We start from the raw sequence: 16,961 nt of genomic DNA on the forward strand, positions 1-16,961 counted from the left end.
AACGGCCTGCCATGCCGGATCCTTTCTAAAGCTCTAGAATTTAATTCTCTCTTCGAGGAGTCGATCATGTCTGATGTGCGAATGGAACGCGATACCTTCGGCGAAATTGCCGTGCCTGCCGACCGTCTGTGGGGTGCGCAAACCCAGCGCTCGTTGCAAAACTTCAAGATTTCCACCGAGAAAATGCCGCGTGAACTCGTGCGCGCGCTCGCTCGTGTGAAGCGCGCGGCAGCCGAGGTCAACAAGGATCTGGGCGTGCTGGACGCAAAGAAGGCCGACGCAATCATCAAGGCTGCCGACGAAGTCGTCGACGGCAAGCATGACGACGAATTCCCGCTCGCCGTGTGGCAGACCGGCTCGGGCACGCAGTCGAACATGAACATGAACGAAGTGCTCGCGAACCGCGCCAGCGAACTGCTCGGCGGCGTGCGTGGCGAAGAGCGCGTCGTGCATCCGAACGACGACGTGAACAAGGGCCAGTCGTCGAACGACGTCTTCCCGACCGCCATGAGCGTGGCCGCCCTCGACGCCCTCGTGAACCACCTCAAGCCCAGCGTGGGCCAGCTGCGCGACACGCTGCACGCAAAAGCGCGCGCCTACGACGACATCGTCAAGATCGGCCGCACGCACTTGCAGGACGCCACGCCGCTCACGCTCGGTCAGGAAATCTCCGGCTGGGTGGCGCAGATCGACCACGGCCTGAAGCACGTCGACAACGCGCTGCCCCACGTCGCCGAACTCGCCCTCGGCGGCACCGCCGTCGGCACGGGCTTGAACGCGCACCCCGAATTCGCGAAGAAAGTGGCCGACGCGCTCGCCCGCGACACCGGCCTGCCGTTCGTCACCGCACCGAACAAGTTCGAAGCGCTGGCAGCCAACGACGCCATCGTCAACGCCCACGGCACGCTCAAGACGCTGGCCGCCAGCTTCATGAAGATCGCCAACGACGTGCGCTGGCTGGCCAGCGGCCCGCGTTGCGGCATCGGCGAGTTGCAGATTCCGGAAAACGAACCGGGCAGCTCGATCATGCCGGGCAAGGTCAACCCGACACAATGCGAAGCCATGACGATGCTGTGCTGTCAGGTGCTGGGCAACGACGTCGCGATCAATATCGGCGGTTCGATGGGTAACTTCGAGCTGAACGTGTTCAAGCCGATGCTCATCCACAACTTCCTGCAAAGCGTGCGCGTGCTCGCCGACGGTGCGGTCAGCTTCAACGATAACTGCGCGATCGGGATCGAGCCGAATCGCGAACGCATCGGCACGCTGCTCGAAGAGTCGCTCATGCTCGTGACCGCGCTCAACCCGCACATCGGTTACGACAAGGCCGCGCAGATCGCGAAGAAGGCACACAAGGAAGGCACGACGCTCAAGGCATCTGCCCTCGCGTTGGGCCACGTCACGGCCGAGCAGTTCGACGCCTGGGTTCGCCCGGAGCAGATGGTCGGCAAGCGTTAAGCCTCCTTCCCCGCTCCCGACCCGTACCCAGCATTAACCGTCACCGCGCATGCCGATTTCGCCCCTGCCGCCGCTGCACTGTCTGATTGCGTTCGATGCCGCCGTGCGGCATGCGAACTTCACCCGGGCCGCTGCGGAACTCAACCTCACGCAAAGCGCCGTGAGCCGGCAGATCGCGCAGCTCGAAGAGTTTCTCGGGCGCGCGCTGTTCACACGCGAACATCGCACGCTGCGGCTGACGGTGGCCGGACAACGCTACGCCGAGCAGATTCAGCGTCTGCTCGGCGAATGCGCCGAAGCCACGGCCGACCTCATGAAACGACGCGGCGATCTGGAACTCACGGTCGCGTGTTCGTCCGGCGTGGCCGTGCTCTGGATGACGCCGCAACTCATGCGCTTTCGCGCAGCCCACCCCGACGTCAAGATTCGCGTGATCGTGAAGGACGGCATCACGTCGCTGTCCGCGTCCGAATTCGATCTCGGTGTGTACTACGTGCGTAACGACCTGCCGCCCGATTTCGCCGGACGCCGTCTCTTTGACGAGGAAGTCTTCCCCGTCTGCTCCCCCAGCTATCTCGACGGACGTCAGCTCACCCCCGCCGATCTCGTGAGCGAAACGTTGCTCTTCATCGAAGACGGTCAGCGCAAGTGGATGTCGTGGCCCGACTGGTTCGAGCTGCAAGGCGTGAACGCGCCGAAATTCCCGCGCATGGTGAGCGCCAATTACTACCCGCTGCTCGTGCAGATGGCTATCGAAGGCGGCGGACTCGTGATGGGCTGGCGTCACATGATCGACCCATGTCTCGACGCCGGTCTGCTCGTCCCTGCGTGCGACGCATCGGCCAGCCTGGGTGGCGGCTACTACCTCGTATGGCCTGCCGAGCGCCATGAGCATGCCGCAGCACGAATTTTCCGCAACTGGATCTACTCAGAAACTCGTTTCCCATCATAGGGGTTACGCGTGTTTAGAAAAGTTGCCATGCGCTACACGCATGGCAACATGCAGAATTATCGTTTTGCCTGTCATTTTGTCTGAACTACTTTCTGTCTTATCCGCGCACGTCCGGTAGCGGCATGGAATTCCCATTGCCTGCGAACGAACGTGATCCGACAAAAAAGCAGGCGTATTACCGGCATGACGTGACAGCAAGACACGCAACGGACGCCACCCATCCTCCGGGAGACCCAGATGCAGGCGACCTACGCAGTGCCTCAAGACAACCTGGCCCGCCAGCGCCGTCACGCGATCGTGGCGACGGTGATCGGCAACGGGCTTGAATGGTTCGACTTCACCGTCTATAGCTTCTTCGCTGCGATCATCGCGAAGCAGTTCTTCCCCACGGGCGACGACCTCTCGTCGTTCCTGCTGGCCGTGGCCACCTTCGGCGTGGGCTTCTTCATGCGCCCGGTCGGCGGCATCGTGCTCGGCATCTACTCCGACCGCGTGGGCCGCAAAGCCGCGCTCTCGCTCACCATCCTGTTGATGGCAGCGGGCACGGCCATGATCGGTCTGGCGCCGACGTACGACCAGATCGGGCTCGCCGCACCGCTCATCATCGTGTTGGCCCGTTTGCTGCAAGGCTTCTCCGCTGGCGGTGAAATGGGCGGTGCAACGGCATTCCTGACGGAATACGCACCGGCCAATCAACGCGCTTACTACTCGGCATGGATTCAATCGAGCATCGGCTTTGCCGTGCTGCTCGGTGCGGCCGTGGGCACGTTCGTGACGACCGAACTCGACAAGGCGTCGCTCGAATCGTGGGGCTGGCGTGTGCCGTTCATCGTCGGCATGCTGATCGGCCCGGTCGGTTTCTACATCCGTAACAAGATCGAAGAAACGCCGACGTTCCAGAGTGCGGAGAAGTCCGACACGCCGCTGCGCGACGTCTTCTCGCAATACCCCAAGGAAACGCTCGCGAGCTTCTCCATGGTCGTGCTGTGGACGATCTGCACCTACGTGCTGCTGTTCTACATGCCGACGTATGCCCAGCGCGTGCTGCATCTGCCCGCGTCGAACGGCTTCACCGCCGGCATGGTCGGCGGCGCGATGATCCTCGTGTTCGCTCCGGTCGTGGGACGTCTGGCGGACCGTCTCGGCCGTCGCCCCTTCCTGACAGGTTCGGCACTTCTGATTTTGGTGCTCGCCTGGCCGATGTTCACGTACCTGAACGTGTCGCCGGGTCTGCAATCGCTGCTCACGTTCCAGATCGTGTTCGGCCTGCTGATCGCCTGCTACACCGGCCCGATTCTCGCCGCGTTCTCCGAGCTGTTCCCGGCGAAGGTGCTCTCGACCGGCCTGTCGGTGGCGTACAACTTCGCGGTGACGATCTTCGGCGGCTTCGCTGCGCTGATCATCACGTGGCTGATTGCCCGCACGGGCAGCAACATGGCCCCGGCGATCTATGTGATCGTGGCTGCCGCCATCAGTCTGGTCGGCACGTGCTTCGTCAAGCCGCTGCCAAAGACCGGCAAGGTCTGAGTTTCCCCTAAACAAGGCGCGCCCTGACCCGGCGCGCCTTGTGCTTTTTCCAAGGAATTCCCCCATGTCCTCTACGACCGCTACTTTGCTTCGCGGCGGCAATGTGCTCGACGCAGCCACTGGCCGCCTGCTCGAACGACACGATGTGGCCATCGTTGGCAATCGCATTACGGCGGTGAGCGCCACGCCGCTCGACATCGCCGACGCCACGGTGATCGACGTCACCGGCAAGACCGTCATGCCCGGCATGATCGACTGCCACGTGCACGTGCTCGCCTCGCATCCGAACCTCGGCACCAACGCGAGCCAGCCGAACGTGCTGACCGTGCTCAAGTCCCTGCCGATCATGCAAGGCATGCTCAACCGCGGCTTCACCACCGTGCGCGACGCAGGCGGTGCCGACTGGGCGCTGCAACAGGCCATTGAACAAGGCGTGATCCCGGGCCCGCGAATTTTCCCGTCGGGCAAGGCGTTGTCGCAGACCGGCGGCCACGGCGACTTCCGTCCGCGCAGCGACGTGCTCGAGCCGTGCTCGTGCGCGTTTCGTGCGGGCGCCATCGGCCGCGTGGTCGACGGCGTCGACCCGATTCGTCTCGCTGTGCGCGAAGAGATTCAGAAGGGCGCAACGCAGATCAAGCTGATGGCATCGGGTGGCGTTGCTTCGCCGGTCGATCCCATCGCCAACACGCAGTACTCGGAAGACGAAATCCGCGCGGCCGTAGCGGAAGCGGAAGCGGCACAGACTTACGTGATGGCGCACGCGTACACGCCGAAGGCCATCGCGCGCGCTGTGCGTTGCGGCGTGCGCACCATCGAGCACGGCAATCTGTGCGACGCCGAGACGGCGAAGCTCATGGCCGAGAAAGGCGCTTACGTGGTGCCGACGCTCGTCACCTACGACGCCCTCGCCAAAGACGGTGAATCGCTGGGCCTGCCGCCGGAATCCGTCGCCAAGGTGGAAAGCGTGCAACGCGCCGGTCGCGAATCGCTCGCGATCTACCGTGATGCTGGCGTGAAAATGGGCTTCGGCTCGGACCTGCTCGGCGACATGCACAAGTATCAGTCCGACGAACTGACGATTCGCGCCGACGTGCTGGGCGCAGCCGACACGCTGCGCTCGGCAACGGTGATCGGCGCGGAAATTCTGAATCGCGCAGGTGAGCTGGGCGTGATCGCGCCGGGCGCGCTCGCCGACGTGCTGGTCGTCGATGGGAATCCGCTCGAATCGATCGATGTGCTGACAGGTCAGGGCGAGGCCATTCGCTGGGTCTTCAAGGACGGCAAGGTCGCGAAGCAACCGTAATCGCATGACCGCTTCGTAGGAACAAAAAACGCCGCGACGGGCATGATGTCGCGGCGTTTTTGCTTTCGACGCACGCGCCAGCCCGACACCAGAGCAAAAAGTAAAAGCGGCACGCAAGTTGGGGGTCTAGTCTCATCTCATAAACGTAAAGAACAAGGTCCCCCCATGACAATCGTTCTGACGCCCAAACCGCAGCCCATACCACCGTCCTTCCTGCGCCAGCTTTCGACGTCCAGCACGAGAAGCAACGCCTCGCGGTCCTTCGTCGGTGACTGGATCGTCAGCGTCACGCAGCAAAACGTCATGTCATTGGAGGAGGCCTGTGAAGCGCATTCGCTGGAGACGCTCCGAACGTCTATTACCGACGGGCTACGCGCGATCAGCAACGCGTGGAACGAGATCGAGAGCATGGTGAAGGTCGATGCCGACGACGTACCGCTGTCGAAGGAATTTGCGCCGATCAACGCACTCGTCGAGCGCGTGAGCGCGGCCTCACGCCATTACGGCGACGGTCTCGTCGCCATCGAACCTTTGATCAAAGGTCTGGAAAAAGCAATCTCGCGCATCTACCGTTCGCGCCAGGTGCCGTGGGGCTCATGGCGAACGATCGGCTCACAAAAGACCCTTCCTGCGTGCAATGGGCTCACCCTCAATGCCACCGCTGCCTTCACGGTCTTCTATCACTTCGAACATGCCGTGAATGACATCCTGGCGACATTACTCGCCGTTCGGTGTGTGGAAGCGCGAAGCGCTCCGATTCCGTTCGAGTCACTGCAATACAGCAACGACACGGCAACCGGCGATCTGCCAAAAGACGAGGATCTGATCAAAGCGCAACGGCTCGCCGTTGCCACTCGAAGGGCAGGACGCGCGCTGGACAAGATGCGGCCGATCATCGACAACGCGCTGCATCAGGCCTCGGCCGCCATGCCGCCTGAACGACGTCGATGGAAGCTAAGAATCGCCATTCTTGTCGGCCTTTTCGTGCTGTCGGCCACGCTCATCGTCGCGACGATATTGCTGCCGCAGATGTTTCCGGCACTCGTGATCATCGGTGTCGCGCTGAAAATCGCGTCAGGGCTTCTCAGCGGTCTCAGTCTCGTCAACAGCGTGTTCACCCTTGTCGCCTACCCGCGTAATCGAGGTTGGGACGATATGTCGTCGTGCATCGTGAAAGTGCGGAATCTCTACGGATCGATGAACTTGCGAATTAGAGAACAACAGGACGCCGTGTGCGAGCGCGAAGAGGAAATGATGAATCGAAGGATCAGATATTGCGGCACCCAGATTGGGCTTGCCGCAGGCAAACACAAGGACCTCATGAGCGAGATCGATCGTCTCAACGACGCGATGGCACACGCGTCAGTTTGATCGCAACGCTGCCGTCCGTTTCACTCACCGTTTTACCTTTTGGATAAGCGACGTCATGCCAGAGATTTCCAACCAGAACCCGCCTCCTCATCAATACGCAACGTGTTCGCTGCCAGGCACCGCAGGACCAACAGCGGCCTCAATCGTCAGACGTGGGACGCTGTCGTACCGCAACAATCAACTGCGGCTGCAAATGGCTCAGGTCAAGCAGCTTCTTGCGAGTCAGGACTACGCGTTGCAGATACTTAACCGACTCGAAGCACGGGCTCAGCACCTGATGAGTCGAGGCGACTCGTCACTCAAAGAAAGCGCGCGCACGACATCCCGCGCAGACTTTCGAGCGGAGATCGAGCGCTGCCAGACAGCATTAGGTATGGACCAAAAATAACGGCCCCCGGGCATTGGAGACATCTCCAATCCTCCGGGGGCCGATGCGTCACACGTCAGTTATCGACGCGCAACGCGTGACTCACTTCTTCCAGCCCGGCGTGACGAATACCGAGCGTACGTCGTCGAGCGTCTGCGAGACCGTCTCGCGGGCGCGTTCGGTGCCTGCGCGCAGCATGTCCCACACATAGTCGGGATTCTTCGCGTATTCCTCGCGACGCTCGCGCATCGGACGCAGCATTTCCTGCAGCCGCTCTTCCAGACGCGCCTTCACCTTCGAGTCGGCCAGACCGCCGCGCACGTAGTGATCCTTGAGCGCTTGCAGGCCTTCCTTGTCTTCGTCGAAGGCGTCGAGATAGGCGAATGCGACGTTGCCTTCCAGATGCCCCGGGTCTTCGACCTTCAGGTGCAGCGGGTCGGTGTAGCACTTCTTCACGGCCGCGCGGATTTCGTCCGGCGAGGAGGAAATGTTGATGACGTTGCCGAGCGACTTGCTCATCTTCGCTTTGCCGTCGATGCCCGGCAGACGCCCGATCGGCGGCACGAGGGCCTTGGCTTCGGTGAGGATCTCGCGACCGGCCATGCGATTGAGACGACGTGCGATTTCGTTCGTCTGCTCGATCATCGGCAACTGGTCTTCGCCCACGGGGACGAGCGTGGCGCGAAACGCGGTGATGTCCGCTGCCTGGCTCACGGGATACGTTAGGAAACCGGCCGGAATGTCGCGCTCGAAGTTGCGCAGGGAGATTTCCTGCTTCACGGTCGGGTTGCGCTCCAGACGCGCGACCGTGACCAGATTCAGGTAGTAGAACGTGAGCTCGGTCAGTTCGGGCAGCCAGGTCTGCACGCAGATGGTCGTGACGTCCGGGTCGATGCCGACGGCCAGATAGTCGAGCGCCACCTCGGAGACGTTGCGATGGACCTTGTCGCGGCCCTTGCCTTCGTCGTCGGTGTTGTCGGTGAGCGCCTGAGCGTCGGCGACCAGAATGAATTGCTTGTACTCGTGTTGATACGCAACACGGTTCTTGAGACTACCGACGTAGTGGCCCAGATGCAGCGGGCCCGTCGGACGGTCACCCGTGAGGATCACCTTGCGATCCGCAGGCGCCTTCGAAACACTCATTTTCCTCTCCGTAATCAAGCGTCGTTCCCGAATGGTAGCGCGTCGGCCCGATGACGGTACAGAAACCCCTTCCCGCAACCCAATGACATGGCGACTGCCTCAGCAGCGGCGGCCCCATAAAAAGCTGGGGGACGAAGGCCGAAAACGAACAAGAAATTGGTCCCTTCCGACGCCAGATGGGCTTAACCAGACACGTTCGCGAGTACAGAAAGGAGGCGTTCAAATCGAATAGCGGCGTCCGGCGACGGATATCGGAATTCGGCCTCCCGAGTGCCATCTGCACCGGGAAAACTCACTTAACGGAGAAAACCAGATGCAACTCATTCAGATCGAACCCACGTTGTCCAACCAGTCCAATGATGCCTACAACACGCCGCACACTGCACCGGCCAAGAACAGCTAAGCATTAGACCTTGCAACGGACGCTGGGCCCGGCGTCCGGTCTCAGGCACAGATATACCAATGACACCCACATTGTTCTTGAAAATTCTAGACGGGCGACTCGTTCTCTGGGACTACCAAAATCACAAGCAGTATCAGGTCGACACTGCGCATGTGACGAGACTTCTCGAATTGGCTACAGGCTCCGAACGTCGCGACGACGCAATCGATACCGAGATAACCGAGGCAGGCCTGCTATCCACATCCGACCCCAAAGCATGGGGATGGGACTGCTTGTCTAGGATGTTCCACGTGGGCACACAGGTACCCAGGAGCGAACAAGTCCCGGAAGCAATTCCATACTTGGGATACATCGAGCACTGCACTTCTGTATCCGACAAGATTCCCGACAACGAAGTACTTCGCGGCGGAACGATTACGGCGCTCCCAGCCCCGCGCAACATCGACGGCGCGGATTTGGATACAACATTGAAGGCACGATACACCTGCCGCGCCTTCATTAACCGTCCCGTATCGCTTCAGGATGTGGCAGATACGCTGTGGGCAACATTCGGTGCCGTCCATGGAAGCTCGCGCATGGACCTGTCCCAGTTAGGAATGCGCTCTGTCGGCTATCGGCGCACCTCGCCTTCTGGCGGATCCATGCAGCCCAGCGAACCATTTCTCGTCGCGCTCAACGTCTCCGGGCTTTCACCCGGCGTATACCACTATCGATCAATCCGCCACGAGCTCTCCTACGTCGGAGATGCGCCGAGTGTCGATACGGTTTGCCGATTGCTCTGCGGCCAGACGGTTGCAAAAGAGCTAGCGTATGGGGTGTTCGTGACCTCTCGCTTCGACAAGCTTTGGTGGAAATACCCCCACTCACGCGCTTACCGTGTTGCCCTAATGGATGTGGGATGCCTAGCGCAAACATTTCAATTGGTATCGACGGCACTAGGCATCCAGTCATGGGTCACCGGCTACTTTATCGATACTGACGTCAACGCACTTCTCGCGGTCGATGGCGTGAAAGAGTCGGCCCTCTTTTTTCTGGGTGCCGGCTACGGCGAAGGTGCAGTCGCGCGCGATGCGATTGAGGCGATGAAACATTTCTCCGAGAGGAAAAGTCAATGAAAATTCTCTCGTTCAAACCGGGACACGATGGCTGCTCGGCATTTGTCAGAGATGGGGTTCTGCAGTTCTCGCACGAAGCTGAAAAAGACTCTGCGGCCCGATATGCGGCACTTGATCCATCGTCGATGGTTGGCGCGTTGCAGGAGGTGAGTTCCGCTCCCGACGTCATCGCTATCAGCGGATGGGAGGAAAAGAGAGGAGGTGTCTCAAGATCGATTGGCAGCGGATACATTGGGCTTCAAGTGCCCCCCGCTACAGCAGTAACCATTTTCGATCAGTCAACCACGCTGTTCTCTTCGTCGCACGAGCGGTCGCACATTATGTGCGCATACGCCCTTTCACCTTTTCCTCAAGGAACCGCGTGTTATGCGTTGGTATGGGAGGGCCATATCGGCCGCTTCTATCACGTGGATGAGGCACTGAATATTCAGTTGCTACGCGATGTCATGTGGGGACCGGGAATTCGATATGCGTTCGCTTACGGCCTTATGGACCCGTCCTTCAAACTACAGCCTGGTGCAGTGAGATTATCCGACGCAGGAAAACTAATGGCACTGGCGGCCTACTGCGATCACATCAACCCGACCCCGGAAGAGCAACGGTTGGTCGATGTGTTGCTATCGCGCCCCGATGAGATCCCAAAGTTTGTAAAAGCCGATTTTCAGGAATTCTCGCAGCACAATTGCGGAGTGACGTCGAATGCAGGAAAGCGATTGGCGCGCCTTATTTCCGATGCAATCTACAAGCACTTCGAATCTGCAATTCGCGACTGTGTAATACAACGCGCACCTTTACTGATTTCTGGCGGATGCGGCCTGAACTGTGAATGGAATTCTGCTTTGGAAGATTCCGGAATGTTCTCGGACGTATTTGTTCCTCCTTGTGCGAACGATAGCGGTTCCGCCATCGGCACGGCTGCAGACGCACAGTTTCATTTGACTGGTTCGGCCAAGATAAAGTGGTCTGTATATTCCGGCCCCGCCTTCGTTCTGGATGAACTAGAGCATGCAGACTTCCATCTGACTCCCGCTACTCCATGTGAGATAGCCAAACATCTTCATGCCGGCGCGATCCTCGGATGGGCAAACGGAAACGCGGAAATCGGACCACGTGCACTGGGAAATCGCTCAATTCTCGCCAGCCCATCGAATCGGGGGACGCTCGAAAGAATTAATCGGCTGAAGCGACGTGAAGGATTCCGGCCAATTGCTCCCATTTGCCGCGAGGAAGAGGTCTCCGAACACTTCCTTCCTGCTACGCCAAGTCCTTATATGCTCCACTTCCGGCGCGTATTGGGTACTCACCTGCCCGCAGTCACCCACGTTGATGGCTCAGCCCGGGTCCAAACGTTATCGATTGAACAAAACCCCGCGCTTCATGAAGTTCTTTGCGAATTTCGCAAACTTTCGGGGTTTGGCGTCCTTTGCAACACGTCGCTGAATTTCAATGGAACAGGATTCATCAACAGAGCGTCGGATCTAGCCCGCTTTGCTTTGGACGTCGGGTTAGACGGCTTCGTCGTCGGAAGAAGCCTTTACATGCGTAAGCAGGATGCGCCATTGACACCTAGAGATCAGCCTTGAAACACACCTCTCGCGCACAGAGCTATTCTCGTCTGCTAGCGTCCCGCGCGGTTGGAGCGTCGATCCTATGGATAGACTTCACATTGATTTTCGAGAGTCTCGCATTTCGCTGGGATGCCGATGCTGTAGTCATTGGACTAGCCATGACGTTTTACGGAGTTCCTGGCGTTCTCGCCGGTCCATGGATCGGTGCCTTCGTTGACCGTCATTGTCCCTGGGTCATGCTTCGTTGGAGCTATGTCGTTCGCGCGGTCACCGCGATAGCCCTTTTGCTCGCACCCACACTTCAACTATTCCTGATTTGCGTGGCGATGAAAGGGCTAGCCAATCTGGTTCCCGGCCCAGCCGAACAGCAGTTGTTTCGCCGCTTGCTTTCCAATGATGCGCTTGCCGGAAACACTAGCAAGGTTACCTTGATCGACCAGATGGCCAAGCTCTTCGCACCACTCGTTGCGGCGATGCTAGCAGCATGGCATTTGCCAGGATTCGCACTGTCCGCTGCACTTGGACTTGCGGGTGTCGTTCTGCTTCCAGGCCGCGAAGTGTCCACGAAGCCGGTCAGAGTCAACATCCACGGACGTCCTGTGTGGGCAGTGTTCCATACCGTACTGCGGGACCACCCCCTTCTACGACGCGTATTCACAATTACGCTTTGCCAGGCATTCGTTTTGGGCTTTTACGACGCTTTGCTAGCCCTGTTTCTCAAGGCGAGGGGTTATCCCGACGGCACTTTTGGCAGCATCGTGGGATGTACCGCAGCGGGTGCCATCATTGGCTCACTGGCCTTCAAAAGCGCAATCAAGAGATGTTCTCCGACCACTCTGTTAACTGTGTCGTCGATACTCTTCGGCTTAACCGTACTGACGCCCGCAGCAATGGTGTTCGCACAAACCGAAGTGCCCGTCTTTGCGATGTTCTCGTTATGGATCGGCAACGGATTCGGGTATGGACTGGGGGTTATGTTGGTGATGCTCATGTTCCAACAATATTGTCCGCGCGAAGTATTGGGAACGGTCACGTCTACGGGCAGAAGCCTCCAATTGCTTCTGATGATCGTCGCGCCTCTGCTCGGGGGCGCTCTATCAAACGTGACTAGCGTTGAGTTTGTTTTCTTGTGCTCAGGCATGACCGCCATTGGCCTTGGGATATTTGCACGAATGGTCCCGGTCTCACGTTCTCCGTCGATCCACTGAGCCGCTTCCCTAAACTCGCCGATTGTCACTGGAGTTAGCGGCGCGACCAACAAAAAAACGACGATGGAACAGCGAATCGTGTCGCTTGCTCCACCGTCGTTTTCGTCTCAAACCAAATCATTCCTGCTGCGAACAGCGAAAAAAATTCTGCTACTTACCGCGACGTCACCACCGGAATGCCCTTAAGCGACTTCCCGCTGCTGCGCGCGTGAGCGAGGGCCTGTTCGACGGCGTCGCCGGTGGCCGGCGTCACGCCCAGACGGCCCGCAATCGTCGCTTCCACGCGCTTGGCCATCGCCAGGTTCGCCAGCTTCACGTGCCCGTAACCACGGATCTTCGCCGGGGCTTCGGCCAGCGCAATCGCGTCGGCCAGCGTGTCGGCCGAGAGACCGGCCAGCACGCGCTCCATCGTCGTGCGATAGTCGGCGATCAGCTGACGCTCCATGCGACGCTCCAGCGTGTAGCCGAAGACGTCGAGCGCGCCGCCGCGCAGACCACGCAGCTTCGCCATGCCGCGCAGCACCGGCCAGAGCCACGGTCCGATCGTCACCTTCTTCGGTACACCGCCGTCCTTGCCACGCGCGATGAGCGGCGGCGCCATGTGGAATTCCAGACGGAAGTCGCTGCCCGGCTTGCCTTCGAACGCCTCACCCAACGCATCGGTGAACGTCGTGGCAGCGTACAGACGCGCCACTTCATACTCGTCCTTGTAGGCCATGAGACGCGAGAGCTGCTGAGCCACGGCACGCGACAGACGTCCCGGCGCACCGGCCACACGCGTTTCCGCATCGACCACCAGCTTCACGAACCCCGTGAATTGCGAGGCGTATGCCGCGCTCTGGTACTGCGTCAGCAAGTCCACACGATGTGCGACGAGCGCGTCGAACGTCATGTCGTCGGCAACCGGTGCATGCATCGGCGCGTGCGTCGCCTTGGCGGTCGTTTCCGTCAGCGCAGCAGGATCGCCTGCGGCAAGACGACCGATCGCCAGCGCCAGATGGTTCATCGGCACAGCCACGTTGTTCAGTTCGATGGCGCGTTGCAGCGCATGCAGCGAGACCGGCACCAGACCCAGTTGCCACGCATAGCCGAGCATGATGATGTTCGAACCCATCGTGTCGCCGAGGAAGCGCTGTGCGAGGGCTTGCGCGTCGCAAGCGTCGAGCTTGTCGTTGCCTGCCGCGTGACGCATCTTCTCCAGCAGCGCCCCCGCGTGTAGATTCGCGTCCGGGTTCTGCACGAAGGTCGCATTCGGAATGGCGTGCGTGTTGACGACCACGCGCGTGCGGTCGCGGCGCACCGTCTGCAACGCATCGGCACTCGCGCCCACCACCATGTCGCACGCGAGCAGCACGTCGGCCTGCTGCGTGTCGATACGCACCTGATTGAGCGCTTGCGGCGTGTTCGCGAACCGCACGAACGACAGCACCGCACCACCCTTCTGCGCGAAGCCCATGAAGTCGAGCACCGACGCGCTCTTGCCTTCCAGATGCGCGGCCATCGTGATCAGCGCGCCGATCGTCACCACGCCCGTGCCGCCCACGCCCGTGACCATGATGTCGAACGGGGCATCGCCCGCGAGCGCCACCGGCTGCGGCAGCGCGTTCAGACGTCCCTCGAAAGCGGCCTGATCGAATGCTGCGGCCAGCGCCTTCTTCAACTGCGCGCCCTTGACCGAAACAAAGCTCGGGCAGAAGCCGTTCACGCAGGAGAAGTCCTTGTTGCACGACGACTGATCGATGCGACGCTTGCGCCCCATCGCCGTTTCCACCGGTTCGACCGACAGGCAGTTCGACGCCACGCCGCAATCGCCGCAGCCCTCACAAACGGCTTCGTTGATGAACAGACGTCGATCCGGATTCGGGAATTCGTTTTTCTTGCGACGGCGACGCTTCTCGGCCGCACACGTCTGGTCGTAGATCAGCACGGTCGCGCCAGGAATCTCACGCAGTTCGCGCTGCACGGCGTCGAGTTCGCTGCGGTGATGGAACGTCGTGCCCTTCGGGAATTGCCCTTCGTGGCCGATGTACTTCTCCGGCTCGTCGCTCACCACGACCAGCTTGGCAATGCCTTCGGCTTCCACCTGACGCGCGATCTGCGGCACGGAAATGGAGCCGTCGACCGGCTGTCCACCCGTCATCGCCACGGCATCGTTGTAGAGGATCTTGTAGGTGATGTTCGCCTTCGACGCGACCGCCTGACGAATCGCCAGCAGCCCCGAGTGGAAGTACGTGCCGTCGCCCAGATTCTGGAAGACGTGCGCACGCTTCGTGAAGTGCGAATGCGCCGCCCAGTCCACGCCCTCGCCACCCATCTGGATCAGCCCGGTTGTGTCGCGATCCATCCACGACGCCATGAAGTGACAGCCGATGCCCGCCTGCGCGATGGACCCCTCGGGCACCTTCGTCGACGTGTTGTGCGGGCAGCCCGAACAGAAGTACGGCACGCGACGCACGCCGTCGGCCGCATTCGACAGGATGTCATGCGCGACGAGATCGACCACGCGCGCGCGTCGGTCCAGCGTCGGACGATGCTTCGCCAGCCAGTCGGCAAACACCGGCAGCACGCGCGACGGACGCAGCTCGCCCAGCGCGGAGAGCAGCGTACGGCCTTCGGCGTCGGTCTTGCCGAGCACGACGGGACGCGTGCCCGTGGTGCGGTTGTACAGGTACTGCTTGATCTGCTGCTCGACGACCGGGCCCTTCTCCTCGATCACGAGGATTTCCTTCAGTCCGGCGACGAAGGTGTCCAGACGAGACATGTCCAGCGGGAACGACAGCCCCACCTTGTAAATGCGCACACCGGCCGCCGCGAGGTCGTCGACGGTGATGTCCAGACGGCGCAGCGTCTCCATCAGATCCAGATGCGCCTTGCCGCAGGTCACGATGCCGATGTCGGCGTCGGGTGCCGGAGCAATCCACTTGTCGATGCTGTTCACGCGCGAGAAGGCGCGCACGGCGTCGAGCTTGTCCGCAAGACGCGCTTCGAGCGCCAGACTCGGCAGATCGGGCCAGCGATTGTGCAGACCGCCCGCCGGTGCCACGTAGTCGAGCGGCTCGGCCCAGTCGGTGCGGATCTTGTCCAGATCGACGGTGCCACGCGACTCGACCGTCTCGGAGATGGCCTTGAGGCCCGCCCAAGCACCGGAGAATCGCGACAGCGCGTAGCCGTACAGACCGAACTCGACCAGTTCGCCGATATCGGCCGGATTGAGCACCGGCATGCTCCACGACATCATCGTGAAGTCGCTCTGGTGCGGCATAGACGACGACACGCAACCGTGATCGTCGCCCGCCACCACGAGCACGCCGCCATGACGCGATGCGCCGTATGCGTTGCCGTGCTTGAGCGCATCGCCCGCGCGGTCCACGCCGGGGCCCTTGCCGTACCACATGCCGAACACGCCTTCGACGGTGCGCTCGGGGTCCGCTTCGACGCGCTGCGTGCCCATCACGGCCGTGCCACCCAGTTCCTCGTTGATCGCAGGCAGGAACTTGACGCTCGCCGCGTCGAGCAGCTTCTTCGCCTTCCACAGTTGCTGGTCCACACCGCCCAGCGGCGAGCCGCGATAGCCGCTGATAAAGCCAGCCGTGTTCAGGCCGCGTGCGGCGTCGAGCTGGTGTTGCATCAGTAGGATGCGCACCAGCGCCTGCGTACCGGTCAGGAAAATCTGACCGCTACGCGCGGTGAGCGCGTCGGAGAGCTGGTAATCGGGATGGGCCAGGGGGTTGGCCGTGGGCGTCGCAAGAGCGGCGCGCATGGGGGCATTCATCGGGTATCTCCTGATCCCCGCGTCCGGCTGGCAACGTCATCGGTGTACCGACTCGCCAGCGGTGCTTCGGGGACATTTGTTCTGTTCGTCTCGACGCCTTTGCGCATAGCGCGTGAACGCGTCGGTTATGGAAGCAGTGTATGGGGAGGTCCGAGAAAGATTTTTACTATTTCACTCCTTTCGGCGCATAATAAGAAACGTTCATTTCGCAAAAGGCGATTTAGGGAAATGGAATTACTCGACAACTTTGCGCGGCAGATCCTGCGTCTGCTACAGATCGACTCGCGCCGTTCGGCACAGGAACTGTCTGAAAACGTCGGCCTGTCGGCGACGCCTTGCTGGCGACGCATCAAGGACATGGAGCAAAGTGGCGTGATCCAGCGGTACACGGTGCTGCTCGACCGGGAAAAGCTCGGTCTGCATGTGTGCGCCCTCGCCCATGTGCAACTCACGCGTCACACGGAAGGCGGCACGGAGCAGTTCGAGCGCGAGATCCGCACCTGCCCCGAAGTCACCGAGTGCTACAGCACCACCGGCGAGGCGGATTACATCCTCAAGATCGTGGCACCGGACATCAAGGCGTACGACGCCTTTCTGCATGAGCACATCTTCCGTCTTCCTGCGGTTTCTAACGTTAAAACCAGCGTTGTACTGCGTGAAATCAAGTTCGACACAAGTCTGCCCATCTGACGTCCGGCAATTTCCGTAGGCTTTCCGCAACTTCCCATACGTTGACATTGCGCAACATCCCCTCTTGACGGACCGGAGGATCTT

The 16,961-nt window shown here is 60.6% G+C and carries 12 protein-coding genes; 10 read left to right on the top strand and 2 right to left on the bottom strand.

Features of this window, described 5'->3' with window-relative positions:
- The first annotated feature begins 63 nt into the window (after window positions 1-63).
- The 6 genes from fumC to NTU39_RS26660 all read left to right on the top strand — a co-directional run bounded on the left by fumC (window position 64) and on the right by NTU39_RS26660 (window position 6,999).
- Window positions 64-1,458 (top strand): class II fumarate hydratase, encoded by a 1,395-nt coding sequence (gene fumC, locus NTU39_RS26635; protein ID WP_150664174.1) that lies wholly within the window; start codon window positions 64-66, stop codon window positions 1,456-1,458.
- Window positions 1,459-1,507: 49 nt separating this feature from the next.
- Window positions 1,508-2,410 (top strand): LysR substrate-binding domain-containing protein, encoded by a 903-nt coding sequence (locus NTU39_RS26640; RefSeq protein ID WP_039394163.1) that lies wholly within the window; start codon window positions 1,508-1,510, stop codon window positions 2,408-2,410.
- 237 nt (window positions 2,411-2,647) lie between these two features.
- The gene (locus NTU39_RS26645) at window positions 2,648-3,937 is read left to right on the top strand and encodes an MFS transporter (protein WP_150663710.1); all 1,290 of its coding nucleotides are present in this window, start codon (window positions 2,648-2,650) and stop codon (window positions 3,935-3,937) included.
- A 64-nt stretch (window positions 3,938-4,001) separates the two neighbouring features.
- Entirely contained in the window at window positions 4,002-5,240 is a 1,239-nt protein-coding gene (locus NTU39_RS26650; protein WP_257958914.1) for a metal-dependent hydrolase family protein, read from the top strand.
- 42 nt (window positions 5,241-5,282) lie between these two features.
- The gene (locus NTU39_RS26655) at window positions 5,283-6,611 is read left to right on the top strand and encodes a hypothetical protein (protein ID WP_257958916.1); all 1,329 of its coding nucleotides are present in this window, start codon (window positions 5,283-5,285) and stop codon (window positions 6,609-6,611) included.
- 55 nt (window positions 6,612-6,666) lie between these two features.
- Window positions 6,667-6,999: a hypothetical protein gene (locus tag NTU39_RS26660; RefSeq protein ID WP_257958917.1), complete on the top strand. Its 333-nt coding sequence runs from the start codon at window positions 6,667-6,669 to the stop codon at window positions 6,997-6,999.
- Window positions 7,000-7,080: 81 nt separating this feature from the next.
- Here NTU39_RS26660 and trpS read toward each other — a convergent pair whose 3' ends face one another.
- Entirely contained in the window at window positions 7,081-8,121 is a 1,041-nt protein-coding gene (trpS, locus tag NTU39_RS26665) for a tryptophan--tRNA ligase (RefSeq protein ID WP_039394173.1), read from the bottom strand.
- A gap of 462 nt (window positions 8,122-8,583) precedes the next feature.
- Between trpS and NTU39_RS26670 the strand changes: the two genes are divergently transcribed.
- The 3 genes from NTU39_RS26670 (at window position 8,584) to NTU39_RS26680 (ending at window position 12,415) form a co-directional block, all read left to right on the top strand.
- On the top strand, window positions 8,584-9,639 hold the full coding sequence (locus NTU39_RS26670; RefSeq protein WP_150663713.1) for a SagB/ThcOx family dehydrogenase: 1,056 nt from the start codon (window positions 8,584-8,586) through the stop codon (window positions 9,637-9,639).
- Complete coding sequence (locus NTU39_RS26675) at window positions 9,636-11,222, top strand: carbamoyltransferase C-terminal domain-containing protein (protein WP_257958919.1); 1,587 nt, start codon at window positions 9,636-9,638, stop codon at window positions 11,220-11,222. The genes NTU39_RS26670 and NTU39_RS26675 overlap by 4 nt, the downstream gene beginning before the upstream one ends.
- An 83-nt stretch (window positions 11,223-11,305) precedes the next feature.
- Window positions 11,306-12,415 carry an MFS transporter gene (locus tag NTU39_RS26680; RefSeq protein ID WP_246184534.1) on the top strand — a complete coding sequence of 370 codons (1,110 nt, stop codon included), beginning with the start codon at window positions 11,306-11,308 and terminating at the stop codon, window positions 12,413-12,415.
- A 154-nt stretch (window positions 12,416-12,569) separates the two neighbouring features.
- Here NTU39_RS26680 and NTU39_RS26685 read toward each other — a convergent pair whose 3' ends face one another.
- A complete protein-coding gene (locus NTU39_RS26685) occupies window positions 12,570-16,187 on the bottom strand; it encodes an indolepyruvate ferredoxin oxidoreductase family protein (RefSeq protein WP_257958920.1) in 3,618 nt (1,205 codons plus the stop codon).
- A 228-nt stretch (window positions 16,188-16,415) separates the two neighbouring features.
- Here NTU39_RS26685 and NTU39_RS26690 point away from each other — a divergent pair, with 228 nt between their 5' ends.
- Window positions 16,416-16,877, top strand: a complete 462-nt coding sequence (locus tag NTU39_RS26690) for an Lrp/AsnC family transcriptional regulator (RefSeq protein ID WP_039394177.1) — start codon at window positions 16,416-16,418, stop codon at window positions 16,875-16,877.
- Window positions 16,878-16,961 lie beyond the last annotated feature (84 nt).

This window comes from Pandoraea commovens (assembly GCF_024704525.1).
GTDB classification, from domain to species: Bacteria; Pseudomonadota; Gammaproteobacteria; order Burkholderiales; family Burkholderiaceae; genus Pandoraea; species Pandoraea commovens.